This is a genomic window from Sphingomonas sp. R86520, assembly GCF_042466285.1.
GTDB lineage: Bacteria > Pseudomonadota > Alphaproteobacteria > Sphingomonadales > Sphingomonadaceae > Sphingomonas.
Map to the genome: position 1 here is coordinate 2,362,953 of NZ_JAXHBZ010000001.1, position 16,717 is coordinate 2,379,669.

Below are 16,717 nucleotides of genomic sequence, written 5' to 3' on the forward strand. Positions count from 1 at the left end.
AGGGCGCGATCCCGAACCGGGATATTGGGTAGAGCGCAGATGGCGGGATGTCAGTAGGCGCGACCGATCAGCACGCGCTCTGCCGCTGGTTCGCCGGTGAAGATGCAGACGCCGTCGTCGCAGCCGGTCTGGCCGATCGGGGCGTTGCGAATGGTCAGCTTCAGCGCTTTCAGGCGTTCGACGACCTTGTCGAGTGCGGGGCCGGTGGGCTTGGACCAGCGGACGTCGACCCAGCCCGGGTTCTTGATGCCGTCTGCAAAATGCGCTTCCAGCGCGGCGAAGTCGTCGACCGGGACGATATTGGCCTTGAGGCGGTTCATCGACTCGACGTGCAGGGTAGCCTGGATGTCGTGCAAAACGCCCGAGACTTCGCCCACGAAATCGGTGCGCGCGACGGCGTTGCTGTTCAGCTTGCCATCCTCGCGGTAGAGCCGGTCGCGCCGGATGACGGTGACGTTCCCACCGGCCACGTCGCGGCCGCCGACCTCGATCACGATGGGTGCGCCCTTCTTGACCCAGCCCCAGCGCTTGGTCGCCGCCTTCGCAGGCTTGAGGTCGAGCAACGCGCGGACCGGTTCGCCGAGCGCGGACTGCTTGGCGAGTTCGGCCTGGAGCGACTTGCAATAGTCGACGATCGCCGCGTCCTCGGGGACGTCGCGCAGCATCGGCACGATCACGACCTGCCAAGGGGCGATCATCGGCGGCACGCGCAGGCCGTCGTCGTCACCGTGGACCATGATGACGCCGCCGATCATGCGGGTCGAGACGCCCCAGCTGGTGGTGTTGCACAGCTCGAACTCGCCACCCGCATTCTGGAAGCGGATGTTCTGCGCCGACGCGAAGTTGGTGCCGAGAAAATGCGAGGTGCCGGCTTGCAATGCCTTGCCGTCCTGCATCATCGCCTCGATCGAATAGGTCGCGACGGCGCCAGGGAAGCGCTCGTTCTCGGGCTTTTCACCGGCGATGACGTGGAGGCCGAGGCATTCCTCCGCGAAGTCGCGATAGACTTCGAGCATCTTGAGCGTCTCTTCGCGCGCTTCCTGCGGGGTGGAATGGGCGGTGTGGCCTTCCTGCCAGAGGAACTCGCTGGTGCGCAGGAACATGCGGGTGCGCATTTCCCAGCGGACGACGTTGGCCCATTGGTTGATCAGCACGGGCAGGTCGCGCCACGACTGGACCCAGCGCGCGAACGCGGCGCCGATGACCATTTCGGAGGTCGGGCGAACGACGAGCGGCTCCTCGAGCTTGGCGTCGGGATCGGGGACAAGGCGGCCGTACCCGTCGGCCTTGAGGCGGTGGTGCGTGACCACGGCCATTTCCTTGGCAAAGCCCTCGACGTGTTCCGCCTCCTTCTCGAAATAGGAGAGCGGGATGAAGAGCGGAAAATAGCAGTTCTCGTGACCGGTCGCCTTGATCCGGTCGTCGAGCAGGCGCTGGATACGCTCCCAGATGCCGTAGCCCCACGGGCGGATGACCATGCAGCCGCGGACGCCGGATTCCTCGGCGAGATCGGCCTCGGAGATGACGGCCTGGTACCAGGCGGAGAAATCCGCCTCGCGGGTGACGTTGAGTGCGCGCTTTATCATGGGGTGCGGATAGCGGGTGCGCGGTGGTTCGTCACGTGTGAGTTATGGCGCGTTATGTCGACGAGGCACCTTGGCCGAACCTTAATACCCCCTCCCCGCCTGCAGTCACCGCCCTGCACTTCACCAAGCTCCGCTCCGGCGGCCGGCGGACCGCGCCGGCCGTCAATCCTCACGACGCCGTCATCCCAGCGAACGCTGGGATCTCACCGCGGAATGTCCCGCCCGAGCCGCGGCAGATCCCAGCGTTCGCTCGGATGACGGGCTTTGCGGGCAGGTGACGCCGTTGGGATGGTAACGTGGGTAGGTGACGGACGGTATGGAATGGCTGACTGTAACGGAATGCGGGATGCGCGATGGGCGCGGAGGGTGACGGGATGGTAAGCGCCCGCTAGGAAGCCCCATGCCCACCGACCGCATCCTCCCCGCCATCGGCATGCGGTTGCTATCCGTTGTGATCTTCGCGTTGATGAACACCGCGATCAAGCTGGCCGAGCGGCATGGCGCGAGCGTATCGGAGATCTTGTTTTTCCGGCAGTTCGGCGCGTGCCTGCTGGTGTCGGCGGTGATCGTCGCAAAGCCGGGCCTGCCTTCGGTCAAGACCAAGCGCTTGCCGGCACATGTCGTCCGCGCGATCGTCGGGCTGTCGGCGATGGCGTTCACGTTTAACGGGATCGTCGCGTTGCCGCTCGCAGAGGCGACGACGATCGGGTTCACGGTGCCGGTGTTCGCGACGATCCTGGGCGCGCTAGTGCTGCGTGAGTCGACCGGCTGGCATCGCTGGGCAGCGGTCGCGACGGGGTTCGCCGGTGTGTTGATCGTCGCGCAGCCGGGCGGGGATCACTTTCCGTTATGGGGGGCGGGGTGTGCGTTGGCGGGGGCGTTCGGGACGGCGAGCGTCTCGATCCTGCTGCGGCAGATCGGCAAAACCGAGAGCGCGCTGACGACGGTGTTCTGGTTCTCGGCGCTGTCGTTGATCCCATTGTCGGTATTTTACGGACGGGCGGCGCAGTCGCATGATCTGGTTGCATGGGGCTGTCTGGCGAGCGTCGGGATATTCGGCGGGCTGGCGCAGATCGCGATGACGACGTCGTTGCGCCTTGGGCCGGTGTCGGTGGTGGTGCCGATGGATTACTCGAGCCTGTTGTGGGCGACGTTGCTGGGGTGGCTGGTGTTCGACACGCTGCCGGCCAAGGCGACCTGGTTTGGAGCGCCGATCATCGTGGCGAGCGGGTTATATATCGTCTGGCGCGAGCACGTCCGGCGCCGGGAAGAGACTGAGCAGGCGATCGCCTGATGGCGAACCCTGTCATCCTCCCCCGCCAGGGGGAGGTGTCGCCGAAGGTGACGAAGGGGGAGGACGCAACAACAGCGGTTTTCCTTTCCTCCCCCTCCGTCTGGCAAGGGGCCAGCCACCTTCCCCTCGCGGGGGAGGATCGTACGGTAGCGGCGGTTTAGCGGACGCGTGCGGTTTCGAGCATCCGCTTGGCGCGGAGGTACATTTCGATGCGTTGGGTGGTGAGCAGGCCTAGCGCGAGCGCGATCAGCATGTCGGTGATGGCAAAGGCGTCGAGGTGGAGGGCATGGCCGTCGCCGATCACGGCGCGCGCGCCGGTTCGGACTGCGACGATCGCAACGATGAACAGCACCGCTGCCGGGGACGACGTCGTGTTGAGTGCGTGGCTGTCGGGATCGGTTGCGATCCGCATGAGCTTGCCGCGTTGCCAGCCTAGTGCTGCGCCCATGATCAGGGCCAGCGCGCAGAACAGCCAGGCGAGGCCGTGCGGCGGGTACATCACGAACATGTAGAGCGTGACGGCGGCGTAGAGCGCGGGAAAAACCCATAGGCGTTCGAGCTTCAGCGGTTTCGCGATACTCATGCGGCGCCAGCGGACCGCGAAGACGATGCCGATGATGACGGCCGTGATCGCGTAGCTGATCCAGCCCTGTGCTTCTTGCGCCTGCATTGATCTAGCCCCCACGCTGTCACCTTCAATCAGTGTAGCATGGCAGCAATACAGTTTAGGTAAAGGGGGGACGGGTTTCTAAGCAGCCACCCCGGCGGAGGCCGGGGCCCAATTGGAAAGGTGGCAATAACGACATGCCGCCGTTCGTTAGCAGCGTCGTCCAATTGGACCGCGGCCTTCGCCGGGGCGGTATTATTTTTCAGGTGTAAGTGTCACACCACCCCTGCTTCCCTTACTCCGCTGCCTGCGCCAGCGGAGCGGGGTCCTTCCAGACCAGTACCGGTTTCCGTGCCGCAAGCGTCTCGTCGAGGCGTGCGCGGGGGGCGAAATGGGGAGCGGTCTTGAGGCTGGGGTCGCCGGCTTTGGCGCGTTCGGCGACCGAGCGGAGCGCGGCGATGAACTGGTCGAGTGCCGCCTTCGATTCGGTCTCGGTCGGCTCGACCAGCATCGCGCCGTGGACGACGAGCGGGAAATACATCGTCATCGGGTGGAAGCCCTCGTCGATCAGGCCCTTCGCGATGTCGATCGTCGAGAAGCCCGCGGCGAGGCCCGAGTCCGAGAACAGCGCCTCGTGCATGCACGGACCCGACGGGCCGAACGGTGCGTCGAGCGTGTCGTCGAGGCTGCGCAGGATGTAGTTCGCGTTGAGCACCGCGTCCTCGGACACCTGGCGCAGGCCGTCGGCGCCGTGGCTGAGGATGTACGTCAGTGCGCGCGTGAACATGCCCATCTGGCCGTGGAACGCGACCATACGGCCGAAGCTGCCGGCGTGATGCTCGTCGGCATTCTCTTCCTCGATCAGGACGAATTGGTCGCCCTGGTTCTCGACGAAGGGGAGCGGTGCGTAGGGGGTCAAAGCTTCCGAGAACACCACCGGACCCGAACCCGGACCGCCGCCGCCGTGCGGCGTCGAAAAGGTCTTGTGCAGGTTGATGTGCATCGCGTCGATGCCGAGATCGCCCGGCCGGACGCGGCCGACGATCGCGTTGAAGTTGGCGCCGTCGCAATAGACGAAGCCGCCCGCCGCGTGCACCGCGTCGGAGATCTCGCGCATGTCGCGCTCGAACAGGCCGCACGTGTTGGGATTGGTGATCATCACGCCGGCGACGTCGGGGCCGAGCCGGGCCTTCAGCGCGGCGGTGTCGACGCGGCCTTCGGCGGTGGCGGGGATATCCTCGACGCTATAGCCGGCGAACGCGGCGGTGGCGGGGTTGGTGCCGTGCGCGCTCTCGGGGACGAGGATGATCTTCCGCGCGCCTTCGCCCTTAGCTTCGAGTGCGGCGCGGATCGCGAGGATGCCGCAGAGCTCGCCGTGCGCGCCGGCCTTGGGGCTCATCGCGACCGAGGTCATGCCGGTGAGCGTGACGAGCCAGTGCGCGAGCTGGTGGATGACTTCCAATGCGCCCTGCACCGTGTCGACCGGCTGGAGCGGATGGACGTCGGAGAAGCCGGGCAGCCGCGCCATCTTCTCGTTGAGGCGCGGGTTGTGCTTCATCGTGCAACTGCCGAGCGGGAAGAAGCCGAGGTCGATGCCGTAGTTCTGGCGCGAGAGGCGGGTGTAGTGGCGGACGGTTTCCGGTTCGGAGAGACCGGGGAGGCCGATCGGCGCCTTGCGTGTCAGATCGCCGAGCATGTCGTGCGCGACGTCGCCTTCGCCGAAGTCGACGCCCGTCGTCTTCGCGTCGCCGATCTCGAAGATCAGCGCTTCCTCCAGCATCAGCGCCTTGTTGCCGGTGACCGATGCCGGGACGCTGGTCGTGTTCGCCTCAGGGGAGGTCGGGCGCCAGCCGCTCTGGTTGATGCTCATGCCAGTATCTCCTCGAGTGCGGACGCGAGCGTTTCAACGTCCTCCGCCGTGGTTGTCTCGGTCACCGCAACGACCAGTCCGTTAGCGAGGTCGTCATTGCCGGGATACAATCGACCCAGCGAGACGCCCGCTAGGATGCCGCGGTCGGCCAGCGTGCGGACGACCGGGCGGGCTTCGACGGGGAGCTTCAGCGTGAATTCGTTGAAGAACAGCGTGTTGAGCAACTCGACGCCCGGCACCTTCGCCAGTCGACGCGCGGCGTGGACCGCACCCGCATGGTTCAGCCCTGCAAGGCGTCGCAGACCGGCTTCGCCGAGCAGCGTCATGTGGATCGAGAAGGCCAGCGCGCACAGGCCCGAGTTGGTGCAGATGTTCGACGTCGCCTTTTCGCGGCGGATGTGCTGCTCGCGGGTCGACAGCGTGAGGACGAAACCACGGCGACCGTCCGCGTCTACGGTCTCGCCGCAGAGGCGGCCGGGCATCTGGCGGACGTATTTGTCCTTGCAGCCGAACAGGCCAACATAAGGTCCGCCGAACTGCAGGCCGACGCCGAGCGACTGGCCTTCGCCGACGACGATGTCCGCATCCATCTCACCGGGCGAGGTGATTGCGCCGAGCGCGACGGGCTCGGTGACGACCGCGATCAGCAGCGCCTTCTTCGCGTGACACGCATCCGCGAGCGGGCGCAGGTCGGCGATGCGGCCGAGGATGTCGGGATACTGGACGACGACGCACGAGGTGTCGTCGTCGATCTTTGCGATCAGCTGGTCGAGGTCCATGTCGGCGACCAGTTCGGGCGCGGTCGTGTCGAGCACGTCGCCGGTGAACTTGGCCATCGTGTTGGCGACCGAGACGTAATGCGGGTGGAGGCCCGACGAGATGATCGCCCTGCCCCGCTTGGTGATGCGACGCGCCATCACGATCGCTTCCCAGCACGCGGTCGAGCCGTCGTACATCGAGGCGTTGGCGACGTCGGTGCCGAGCAGCCGCGCGACCTGCGTCTGGAACTCGAACAGCATCTGCAGCGTGCCCTGCGCGATCTCGGGCTGGTACGGCGTGTAGGCGGTGAGGAACTCGCCGCGCTGGATCAGGTGATCGACCGACGCGGGGACGTGATGCTTGTACGCACCGCAGCCGAGGAAGAACGGCGCTTCGCCTGCCGTCAGGTTCTTCTTCGCGAGTGCCGACATGTGGCGTTCGACCGCCATTTCGGAGGCGTGCATCGGCAGGTCGCGGACCGGGCCGTCGAGGCGGGCAGCTTCGGGGACGTCGACGAACAGGTCGTCGATGGTCGCGGCGCCGATGACGGCGAGCATCGCCTCGCGGTCGGGCTGAGTCAGGGGAAGGTAGCGCATCGGCATCGACTCCCCCCTCCCGCATGCGGGAGGGGTCGGGGGTGGGCGCCCGGCCTATTGCGGGCGGAACGCTGGAGGTGAGCGCGTGCCCACCCCCTGCCCCCTCCCGCTAGCGGGAGGGGGTTCTAGAAATTACAGCCCTTCGACGAACGTCGCGTAGGCGGCTTCGTCCATCAGGCTGTCGAGTTCGCTCGGGTCGCTGAGCGTCAGCTTGAAGAACCAGCCAGCTGCTTCGGCGTCCGAGTTCACCAGGCTGGAGTCGTCCGCCAAGGCAGCGTTGCCCTCGGTGACGGTGCCCGAGACCGGGGAATAGACGTCCGAGGCGGCCTTTACCGACTCTACGACGGCGGCTTCGTCGCCCTTCGACAAGGTTTTGCCGGCTTCGGGGACTTCGACGAACACAACGTCGCCGAGCTGGCTCTGCGCGTATTCCGAAATGCCGACGGTGCCGACGTCACCATCGACGTCGACCCATTCATGATCCTGCGTGAAGTAACGGCTCATATCACTTGGCTCCTGCGCGGACGTAGCGGTGGGGAATGAAGGGCATCGCGGTGACGGTGGCGGTGTGGACCTTGCCGCGTTGCGCAATCTCGATGCGGGTGCCGGGGGCGGCGAGCGCGAGCGGCACATAGGCCATCGCGATCGGCTTCCCGAGGGTGGGTGCGAAACCGCCGCTGGTGAGGCGGCCGATCGTCGCGCCGGTATCGTCGATCACCTCGGCGCCTTCGCGGGCGGGCTGGCGGCCCTCGACGATCAGGCCGACGCGCTTGGTGGCGGGGCCGTGCTCGCGCTGGGTGAGGATGCGCTCGGCGCCGGGGAAATCGGCGGCCTCGCGGCGGCGCTTCGACAGCGCGAAGCCGAGGTCTGCCATGACCGGCGTGATCTCTGGATCGAGGTCGTGGCCGTAGAGCGGCAGGCCGGCTTCGAGACGCAGCGAGTCGCGTGCACCGAGACCGATGGGCTTGATCTCGGGGAGCGCGAGCAGCGCGTCCGCAAACGCGACGGCATGTTCGGCGGGGAGCGATATCTCGAGGCCGTCCTCGCCGGTGTAGCCCGAGCGGCTGATCCAGAGCGGCACCTCGTTCCAATGGAACGCGCCGGCGGTCATGAACACAAGGCCGTCGATACCGGGGACGATCCGCGCGACCGCCTCGACCGCTTTCGGACCCTGCACGGCGAGCAGCGCCTGGTCTTCGAGGATGTTGATGGTGACGTCGTCGGGCAGATACTCGATCAGGTAGCTGATGTCGTCGTACTTGGTCGCGCCGTTGACGACGACGTAGAAGCTGCCGCTTGCGGTCGGCGACGGGTGGAGCGGGTCGTACGCCTCGGGCTCGACGTCCTGCGTGGAAAAAGGCGACGGCTGGTCGTCGGGGAGGCGCGTGGCCATCAAATCGTCGAGGATACCGCCGTCCTGCGCGAGCAGCAGCGAATAGCGCATCTTGCCCTCGCCAAGCCCGGCGATGTCGCCCGGCAGGACGGTTTCGAGCGCGTGCGCGACGCCTTCGCCGGAGAAGACGAGCTGGCCCATGTGGCTGACGTCGAACAGCCCGGCCGAGTCGCGCGTCCAGGCATGTTCGGCCATGATGCCTTCATACTGGATCGGCATCTCGTAGCCGGCGAACTCGACCATCCGCGCGCCCTGCGCGCGGTGCCACGCGTCGAGCGGCAACGGCAGGATCTCGGGCTCGACGTAGTCGTCCGCCTGATCGATGATGCTGGCGTAATCGCTCATAAACGGTCTCCGTCGAAGGGGCGCGCGGCACCCTGTGGTGCAGCGATCCAAACCCCCTCTGTCACGGGACCTGAGAGCTTTCGCGCGAACAATGTCCAGCGCTTACCCCTTCGGTGGCCCTCGGCGCGGACGCCAGGACGCTTTCCAGAGTGTCGATCAGCCTCGCGCGGTCTCTGGTGCCTGAGAGATTCCGGGGTGGTTGCTCCTTCGGCGGTTCCCTGCCCAGTCAAAGGCCAGCCCTGAAAGGACCGGAAACGCTCTCCCGCGCGGTGCCATGCCGGTTGCCCGACATCGACGCCTCAAGCTGTGACGCGACGCACAATCATAGTCAATCGGACTTGGCGATCGCCAGCAGATTTCCGAGGCTTTGCGGTCTATATATCGACGGCTCAGTTCGTCGCCGCGCCGCCAATCGCGCGGACGGTGTCGACGGCGACCTGCAACCGGGCGCTTTGCACCTCGAGCAACAGCCGTTGCGCGTCGAGCGCGGCGGTCTGTGCGGTCACGACGTCGAGATAATCCGAGGCGCCATCGTGGTAGCGGATCAGCGCGAGGTCGCGCGTGCGTTCGGCGGCGCGGGTGGCGGCCTGCTGGTCCTGCTCCTGCGCAGCCAGGGCGCGAGCGCGCGCGAGGTCGTCCTCGACTTCGCGGAAGGCGGTCAGCACGGTCGAGCGATAGGACGCCGCCGCCTCGTCATATTGCGCGCGGCTGATGCGGACGCGCGCGCGCCGGGCGCCGCCATCGAAGATCGCGAGCGCGGCGGACAGTGGTCCCAGTGCCCAGAAGCTGTTCGAGGCGCTCAGGATGTTGCTGTTCCCCGCCTCGAACCCGCCCGTGCCGCCAAGCGTCAGCGACGGGTATTGCGCAGCCCGCGCGACACCGATCCGGGAATTGGCCGCCGCGATCCGGCGCTCGGCGGCGACGATGTCGGGACGGCGCTGCAGCAGCGTCGAGGGCAGGCCGACCGGGAACACCGGGGGCTTGCGCATGGTATCGGCGACAGGGATCGCGAAGGTCGACGGCGTCTCGCCGACCAGCACCCCGATCGCGTGTTCGAACCCGGCACGATCGCCCGCGATCGCCGACAGTTCGGCACGCGCGCTGGACAATTGCGCGGCCGAGCGGCTGACGTCGATCCCCGAGCCGATACCGCCGGTGTGACGGGTGTCGGTCAGGTCGGACGCACGCTGGAACGCCGCGACGGTCTGGCGCAGCAGCACGGTTCGCGCGTCGAGCCCGCGCATCTGGAAATAGGTGTCGGCCAGCGACGCCTGAAGGCCGAGCCGGACGCCGGCCACGTCCTGCGCGCTCGCCTCGGCCGAGGCAGTGTCGGCACGGACCGAATTACGCACGCGGCCGAACAGGTCGATCTCATAGGCGAGCGACGCGCCGACGGACAGGTTGTTGTAGGTTGCGCTGTTGCCCGGCGACAGCGGCCGGTCCGCGGAGACGCGTGACCGCCCGCCATTTGCGCCGATCGAGATCGTCGGCAATCGCGCTGCGCGTGTTTCGCCCAGCAGGCCGCGCGCCTGATCATAGCGAGCGACCGCGGCGGCAAGGTCGGGATTGGCGGCCTCTATCCGCGTTTCCAGTCCATCCAGCGTCGCGTCGCCGAACGCGGTCCACCAGGCGCCGGGCGCTTCGGCTTCGGTCGCTGCGGTTTGCCACGGCCCCTGCTCCTTATACGCCGGCGCGGTCGGGCTCGGTGGAATGCTGTACGGCGGTGCGAGCGAGCACCCGGCAAGACCCAGGCTGGCGGCATACCCCAACAGGCGGCGCATCTCAGCGCTCCGCATGCTTGGCGGCGGGCCGGGCCGCGACGGACGGCGCGGCAACCGACGCGGCGATACGAACCGCGTCGCCGGTCTGGAGCGAATCCGGCGGGCTGTCGATCACGCGGTCGTTGGCGGTGAGCCCCGCGCTGATCGCGACGCTGTCGCCGTCGTCGCGGCCGATCGTGATCGTCTTCAGCTGTGCCTTGCCGTTCGGTCCTACGACTGCGACCTGCGTGCCCTTCGCACCGATGATGAGCGCGCTCGACGGCAGGCGCACCTCGCTCGTAGCACCACTGGCGACCGGGAACTTCACCTGCGCATAGGCGCCGGCCTTCAGCGCGCGATCGGCGTTCGGTGCCTGGAGTTCGATCAGCACGGTGCCCGATTGCGGATCGACCGCATTCGCACTGCGGGTCAGCATCACGTCGAAGTCGCGACCGGGATATTCGGGCACGGTCAATACTGCGTGCATGCCCTGGCGGGTCTGCCCCGAATAGGCCTGCGGCACGCGCACATAGATCCGCATCCGGTTAACGTCGGCGATCGTGAACAGCGGCGTCGAGGCCGCCGTCCCCGCGGTCACCAGCGCGCCGACCTGCGTCGACCGGCTCGTCACCACGCCCGAGAACGGCGCGGTCAGCCGCGTGAACCCCTGCAGCGCCCCCAGCCGACGGACGTTCGCCGACGCCGCATTGGCGATCGCGGACTTGGCGGCGAGATCGCCCAGCTTCTCGTCGGTCTCCTGCTTCGACACGGCGTCCTTGGCGAGCAGGTCGCGCCAGCGCGTCGCGGTCGAGGCGGCCAGCGAACGGTTCGCCCGCGCGGTCTGCAGATCGGCCTGCGCGGCGGCAACCTGTTGGTCGACCTCCGGCGCGTCGAGGATCGCCAGCGTCTGGCCGGCGCGCACCGGGTCGCCGATATCGACGAACCATTTTCGGATGTACCCGGTGGTCCGCGCGTAGATCGCGGCGCTGTTATACGCCTGCACGTTGCCCGGCAGCGTCAGCGCATCGCTCGCGCCCTCCGCCTTGGGCTTGATCACCGTCACCGTCGGGGTCGACTGTGCCGTGGTCCAGGTCGCGAGCTGCGTGTCGGACCGGTGTCGCGTGAAGATGCCGATCGCGACCAGCACCAGCGCGATCACCGCCGCGACGATGCCGACCGTCTTCAGCGACCCGCGCTTGGGTTCAGAACTAGCGGACTCAGACATGCACTTGCTCCAAAGTCTCATCGCGCGCTGCGCGTTTCTCGGCATCCTTGCGGTGCACGAGGCTGAAGATGACGGGCACGAACATCAGCGTCGCGAACGTCGCCACGATCAGCCCCCCGATCACCGCACGGCCCAGCGGCGCGTTCTGCTCGCCGCCCTCGCCCATGCCGAGCGCCATCGGCAACATGCCGATGATCATCGCCAACGCGGTCATCAGGACCGGGCGGAAGCGAGTCATCCCTGCCTCCATCGCCGCCTTGTGCGAATTGCCCAGCTCGGCGAGTTTCTCTCGCGCGAAGCTGACCACCAGGATCGCGTTCGCGGTGGCCACGCCCATGCACATGATCGCACCCGTCAGCGCCGGCACCGACAGCGTCGTACCCGTCAGGAACAGCATCCAGATGATCCCCGCGATCGCGCCGGGCAGCGCGGTGATGATCACGAACGGATCGAGCCAGCTCTGGAAGTTCACGACGATCAACAGGTAGATCAGCACGATCGCGCCGATCAGCCCGAAGAACAGGCCTGAGAATGCGCCGTTCATGGTCGCATACTGGCCACGCAGCGTGACGGTCGTGCCCTTGGGCGCCTGTGCCTTCAGGTCCTTCAGCACGCTCTGGATGTCGCCCGCGACCGCGCCCAGATCGCGGCCGTTCGGGGTCGCGAAGATGTCGATGGCGGGCGCGATGTTGTAGTGGGTGACGACCGCGGCCGATGTCGCCCGCGTGATCGTGCCGATACCGCCCAGCACCTGCGACGCGCCGCCGACGGTCGATCCGGTGACCGGGATATTGGACAGGTCGCTCATCGATCCGACGCGGTATTCGGGGGTCTGTGCAACCACCGCATAGGAAACGCCATTTTTCGGATCGAGGTAGAAGACCGGCGCGGTCTGCGACGTGCCCGCCAGCGACGAGCCGAGGCCGTTGGTCACGTCGCGCTCGGTCAGGCCGAGACTGCCGATGCGGCTGCGGTCGATCCCGACGCGGAGTTCCGGATAGGTCTGCGACTGCTGGATCCGCGCGTCGGCGACGCCGGGCACACCGGTGATCCGCCGCAGGATCGTCCGCGCATAGGCATAGTTGGCGTCCGCGTTCTTGCCCGAGATCTGGATGTCGATCGGTGCCGGCGCGCCGAAGTTCAGGATCTGGCTGGTGATGTCGGCGGGCAGGAACGAGAAGGTCGTCCCCGGGAACGCACCCGGCAGCGTCTCGCGCATTCGGCGGACGTAATCGGCGGTCGGCGTGTGATCCTTCGACAGCTGAATCAGGATGTCCCCGTCCTGCGGGCCGATGGTGCCCGAGTTGTTGTAGACCGTGTTGATCGAGCTGACCGGCAGGCCGATATTGTCGACGACCGAGACGAGCTGGTCGGCGGGAATGATCTGGCGGATGCGTTTGGCGATCCGGTCGAACTCGGCGGAGGTGTTCTCGATCCGCGACCCGATCGGCGCGCGGACGTGCATCGTGATCTGGCCGGCGTCGATCGCGGGGAAGAAGTTGCGCCCGAGGAACGGCACCAGCAGGAACGACAGGAGCACGACGGCCAGAAAACCGATCAGGAACGGCTTGCCGCTCCCCAGCGCGCGCTCCAGCATCCGGCCGTAAGCCAAGCGGAACCGCTCGAACCGCGTCTCGAACCCGCGCTGGAACACGACCAGCGGGTTGCGCGACGTGGGGCTGCCCGCCGAATGCTGGGCGTGGTCGCTATGATCGCCGTGCGGCTTCAGCAGGTACATCGCCATTGTCGGCACGAGCGTGCGCGACAGGATGAACGACGCGATCATCGCGTACACCACCGCCAGCGCCAGCGGCACGAACAGGAAGCCCGCGACCCCCGGCAGGAAGAACATCGGCACGAACACGATGCAGATGCACAGCAGCGACACGAACGCCGGCGTCACAATCTGCGCGGCACCGTCGAGGATCGCGGGGCGCACCTTCTTGCCCTGCTCCAGATGCCAGTTGATGTTCTCGATCGTCACCGTCGCGTCATCGACCAGGATGCCGACCGCGAGGCTGAGGCCGCCCAGCGTCATCGTGTTGAGCGTTTGCCCGGTCGCCCACAGCGCGATGATCGCCGCCAGGATCGCCAGCGGGATCGAGATCGCGATGATCACGGTCGAGCGCCACGATCCGAGGAACAGCAGGATCATCAGCGAGGTCAGCGCCGCCGCGATCGCGCCTTCCTTGACCACGCCCTCGACCGCCGCCTTCACGAAGATCGACTGGTCGCCGATCGGCACGATCTTGAGGGTATCCGGTAAGGTCGACTGAATGTTTGGGAGCGCGTCCTTGATCCCCTGGACGATCGCCAGCGTCGAGGTGGTGCCGTTCTTCAACACCGTCATCAGCACCGACCGGTTGCCGTCGACATGGACGACGTTGGTCTGCGGCGCGGAGCCGTCGCGGACATGCGCCACGTCGCGCATGTAGATCGTAGCGCCGCCGACCACCTTGACCGGCAGGTTGTTGAGTTCCTCGATCGAGCCCGGCGCGTTGTTCAGCCGGACGTTGTATTGGAACCCGCCGATCTTGGCGAAGCCGGCCGGGTTGATCTGGTTCTGCGCGGCGATCGCGTTGCCTACGTCCTGCGCGGAAAGCCCCTTCGATTGCAGCGCCTGCGGGTCGAGATCGATCTGGATCTGGCGCGTTCGTCCGCCCGACGGATAGGGAATCGCCGCACCGGGCACGGTCACCAGACCCGGCCGGATCTGGTTCTGCGCGGTGTCGAACAGCTTGCCCTCCGACAGGCCAATGCCCGACAGCGCAAGCTGCAGGATCGGCACGGTCGAGGCGGAATAGTTCAGGATCAGCGGCGGGGTGACGCCCGGCGGCAGTTGCTTCAGCACGGTCTGCGACACGCTGGTGACCTGTGCGGTCGCGGTGCGGATATCGGCGCCGGGCTGGAAATAGATCTTCACGATGCCGATGCCTGGCATCGACTGGCTTTCGATATGGTCGATGTCGTTGACCGTCGTGGTCAGCACGCGCTCGTAGGGCGAGATGATGCGGCCGGCCATGTCGTCGGGCGACAGGCCCGAATACTGCCACGCGGCGGCGATCACCGGAACCTTGATGTCGGGGAAGATGTCGACGGGTGTGCGGACCGCAGCCAGCACGCCGACGATCGCGACCAGGATGGCCATGACGATGAAGGTGAGCGGGCGCGACAATGCGACCCTGACGATACCGATCACGGATGATCTCCAATCCGAACGCGGCACGACTGGTGGCGACTCCCGGAGCCGCCAGACCTGCCCTGCGCCTCCTTTGCCGCAGCGCAGCAGGGAATTGCAAGGGTCAATGTTACTTACGTTTTAACGCGGAGAGTCAAAACGTGCCAAAACCGCAGGCACGGACGTCCGCAGTCGCGTTTTTAACGCCGACGCGTGCAATGCGGCCGTAGACCATGACCTCGGCTTGCCAAGGTCATGGTCGAAGTTTGCCCGGTTATTCGACCGTTACGCTCTTTGCCAGATTGCGTGGCTGATCGACGTCCGTGCCCTTCAGCACCGCGACGTGATAGGCCAGCAACTGCACCGGTACCGCGTAGACGAGCGGTGCAATGAGCGGGTGAACCTTGGGCATGGTGATCGTCGCCATGCAGCCCTCGCCGGCCGACTGGATGCCGTCATAGTCCGAGATCAGCACGACCTTGCCGCCGCGCGCCATGACTTCCTGCATGTTGCTGACGGTCTTGTCGAACAGCGGACCCGATGGCGCGATGACGATGACAGGGACATGCTCGTCGATCAGCGCGATCGGGCCGTGCTTCATCTCGCCGGCGGCATAGCCCTCGGCGTGGATGTAGCTGATTTCCTTCAGCTTCAGCGCGCCTTCGAGCGCAAGCGGGTAGTCGGTGCCGCGGCCGAGATAGAGCACGTCGCGCGCACCGGCGATGTTATGCGCCATCGCCTCGATCGCCTCGTCATACGCGAGCGCGCCGTTGAGCGCAGCGGGAGCCTCCGACAGATGCCGGACGATCTCGCGTTCCTGATCGCGCGTGAGAAGCCCCTTCGCACGCGCGAGATTTGCGGCCAGCGCGGCCAGCACGGCAAGCTGGCAGGTGAACGCCTTGGTCGAGGCCACGCCGATCTCCGGGCCGGCGTGCGTGGGAAGCAACAGGTCGGCCTCGCGCGCCATCGAACTGGTCGGCACGTTGACGACGACCGCGATCTTCTGGCCTTCGGTCTTGGCATGGCGAAGCGCGGCCAACGTGTCCGCGGTTTCGCCCGACTGCGAGATGAAGAGGGCAAGGCCGCCGTCTTCCATCACCGGCGCACGGTAGCGGAATTCGGAGGCGACATCGAGGTCGACCGGCACGCGCGCGAACTGCTCGAACCAGTATTTGGCGACCATGCCGGCGTAGAAGCTCGTCCCGCACGCGACGATCGTGACGCGCTTGATGCCCGACAGGTCGAACTCGGGAATCGGTAGCGACACTTCGCCTTCCATCCGCTTCAGGTACGAACGAAGCGTCTGCGCGACGACGATCGGCTGCTCGTAGATCTCCTTCAACATGTAATGCTTGTGGTTGCCCTTCGAGATCAGGTCGCCGGTGACGCCCGAGATCGTGATCGCGCGCTCGACGGGCGCGTTGTCGCGGTCATAGACCTGTGCGCCGTCGCGGGTCAGCACCACCCAGTCGCCCTCGTCGAGATAGGCGATCCGCTGCGTCAGCGGCGCGAGCGCGAGTGCATCCGATCCGAGATACATCTCGCCTTCGCCGTGCCCGACGACCAGCGGCGAGCCGAGGCGCGCGCCGATCAGCAGATCGGGATGCTGGCGGAACAGGATCGCGAGTGCGAACGCGCCGTGGAGCCGCGGCAGGATCTCGCGAACGGCCGATACGGGATCGCTGCCGGCCTCGACCTTCTCGCTGATCAGGTGCGCGACGACTTCGGTGTCGGTCTCGCTGGTGAACACGCGACCGCGCGCGATCAGTTCGTCACGCAGCGGCTTGAAGTTCTCGATGATCCCGTTGTGGACCACCGCGACTTCGCCCGTAGCATGCGGGTGCGCGTTGTTGGTGGTCGGGCCGCCGTGCGTCGCCCAGCGGGTATGCGCGATGCCGGTCTTGCCCGGCAGCGGATGCGCGGCGAGTTCGTTCGCCAGATTGACGAGCTTGCCCGACGCCCGACGCCGCTCGATCGCGCCATCGTGATCGGTGGCGATGCCAGCCGAGTCATAGCCGCGATATTCAAGCCGCTTGAGGCCGTCGAGCAACCGGCCGGCAACGTCTTCGCTGCTCAGAATCCCTACGATGCCACACATCTACAT

11 protein-coding genes and 1 riboswitch are annotated in these 16,717 nt (G+C 66.6%); of the genes, 1 reads left to right on the forward strand and 10 read right to left on the reverse strand.

Annotated features, from left to right (window positions below; translation table 11 throughout):
• Positions 1–50: 50 nt before the first annotated feature.
• The gene (locus tag SJY41_RS10800; RefSeq protein ID WP_380781580.1) at positions 51–1,586 is read right to left on the reverse strand and encodes an aminoacyl--tRNA ligase-related protein; all 1,536 of its coding nucleotides are present in this window, start codon (positions 1,584–1,586) and stop codon (positions 51–53) included.
• Between the two features lie 400 nt (positions 1,587–1,986).
• Between SJY41_RS10800 and SJY41_RS10805 the strand changes: the two genes are divergently transcribed.
• A complete protein-coding gene (locus tag SJY41_RS10805; RefSeq protein WP_380781582.1) occupies positions 1,987–2,880 on the forward strand; it encodes a DMT family transporter in 894 nt (297 codons plus the stop codon).
• A gap of 157 nt (positions 2,881–3,037) precedes the next feature.
• Here SJY41_RS10805 and SJY41_RS10810 read toward each other — a convergent pair whose 3' ends face one another.
• The 9 genes from SJY41_RS10810 to glmS all read right to left on the reverse strand — a co-directional run bounded on the left by SJY41_RS10810 (position 3,038) and on the right by glmS (position 16,711).
• On the reverse strand, positions 3,038–3,550 hold the full coding sequence (locus SJY41_RS10810) for a CcdC protein domain-containing protein (protein ID WP_380781583.1): 513 nt from the start codon (positions 3,548–3,550) through the stop codon (positions 3,038–3,040).
• 232 nt (positions 3,551–3,782) lie between these two features.
• Positions 3,783–5,357 (reverse strand): aminomethyl-transferring glycine dehydrogenase subunit GcvPB, encoded by a 1,575-nt coding sequence (gcvPB, locus tag SJY41_RS10815; RefSeq protein ID WP_380781585.1) that lies wholly within the window; start codon positions 5,355–5,357, stop codon positions 3,783–3,785.
• Positions 5,354–6,712: an aminomethyl-transferring glycine dehydrogenase subunit GcvPA gene (gene gcvPA, locus SJY41_RS10820; RefSeq protein WP_380781587.1), complete on the reverse strand. Its 1,359-nt coding sequence runs from the start codon at positions 6,710–6,712 to the stop codon at positions 5,354–5,356. The genes gcvPB and gcvPA overlap by 4 nt, the downstream gene beginning before the upstream one ends.
• A gap of 132 nt (positions 6,713–6,844) precedes the next feature.
• On the reverse strand, positions 6,845–7,216 hold the full coding sequence (gene gcvH, locus SJY41_RS10825; RefSeq protein WP_380781589.1) for a glycine cleavage system protein GcvH: 372 nt from the start codon (positions 7,214–7,216) through the stop codon (positions 6,845–6,847).
• 1 nt (position 7,217) lies between these two features.
• Positions 7,218–8,450 carry a glycine cleavage system aminomethyltransferase GcvT gene (gcvT, locus tag SJY41_RS10830; protein WP_380781591.1) on the reverse strand — a complete coding sequence of 411 codons (1,233 nt, stop codon included), beginning with the start codon at positions 8,448–8,450 and terminating at the stop codon, positions 7,218–7,220.
• Between the two features lie 157 nt (positions 8,451–8,607).
• Positions 8,608–8,725: riboswitch (glycine riboswitch) on the reverse strand.
• A 114-nt stretch (positions 8,726–8,839) separates the two neighbouring features.
• Complete coding sequence (locus SJY41_RS10835) at positions 8,840–10,246, reverse strand: efflux transporter outer membrane subunit (RefSeq protein ID WP_380781593.1); 1,407 nt, start codon at positions 10,244–10,246, stop codon at positions 8,840–8,842.
• Positions 10,233–11,435, reverse strand: coding sequence for an efflux RND transporter periplasmic adaptor subunit (locus SJY41_RS10840; protein WP_380781595.1), 1,203 nt, complete (start codon positions 11,433–11,435; stop codon positions 10,233–10,235). The genes SJY41_RS10835 and SJY41_RS10840 overlap by 14 nt, the downstream gene beginning before the upstream one ends.
• Positions 11,428–14,634 (reverse strand): efflux RND transporter permease subunit, encoded by a 3,207-nt coding sequence (locus SJY41_RS10845; protein WP_380781597.1) that lies wholly within the window; start codon positions 14,632–14,634, stop codon positions 11,428–11,430. The genes SJY41_RS10840 and SJY41_RS10845 overlap by 8 nt, the downstream gene beginning before the upstream one ends.
• A gap of 253 nt (positions 14,635–14,887) precedes the next feature.
• Complete coding sequence (glmS, locus tag SJY41_RS10850; RefSeq protein ID WP_380781599.1) at positions 14,888–16,711, reverse strand: glutamine--fructose-6-phosphate transaminase (isomerizing); 1,824 nt, start codon at positions 16,709–16,711, stop codon at positions 14,888–14,890.
• Positions 16,712–16,717 lie beyond the last annotated feature (6 nt).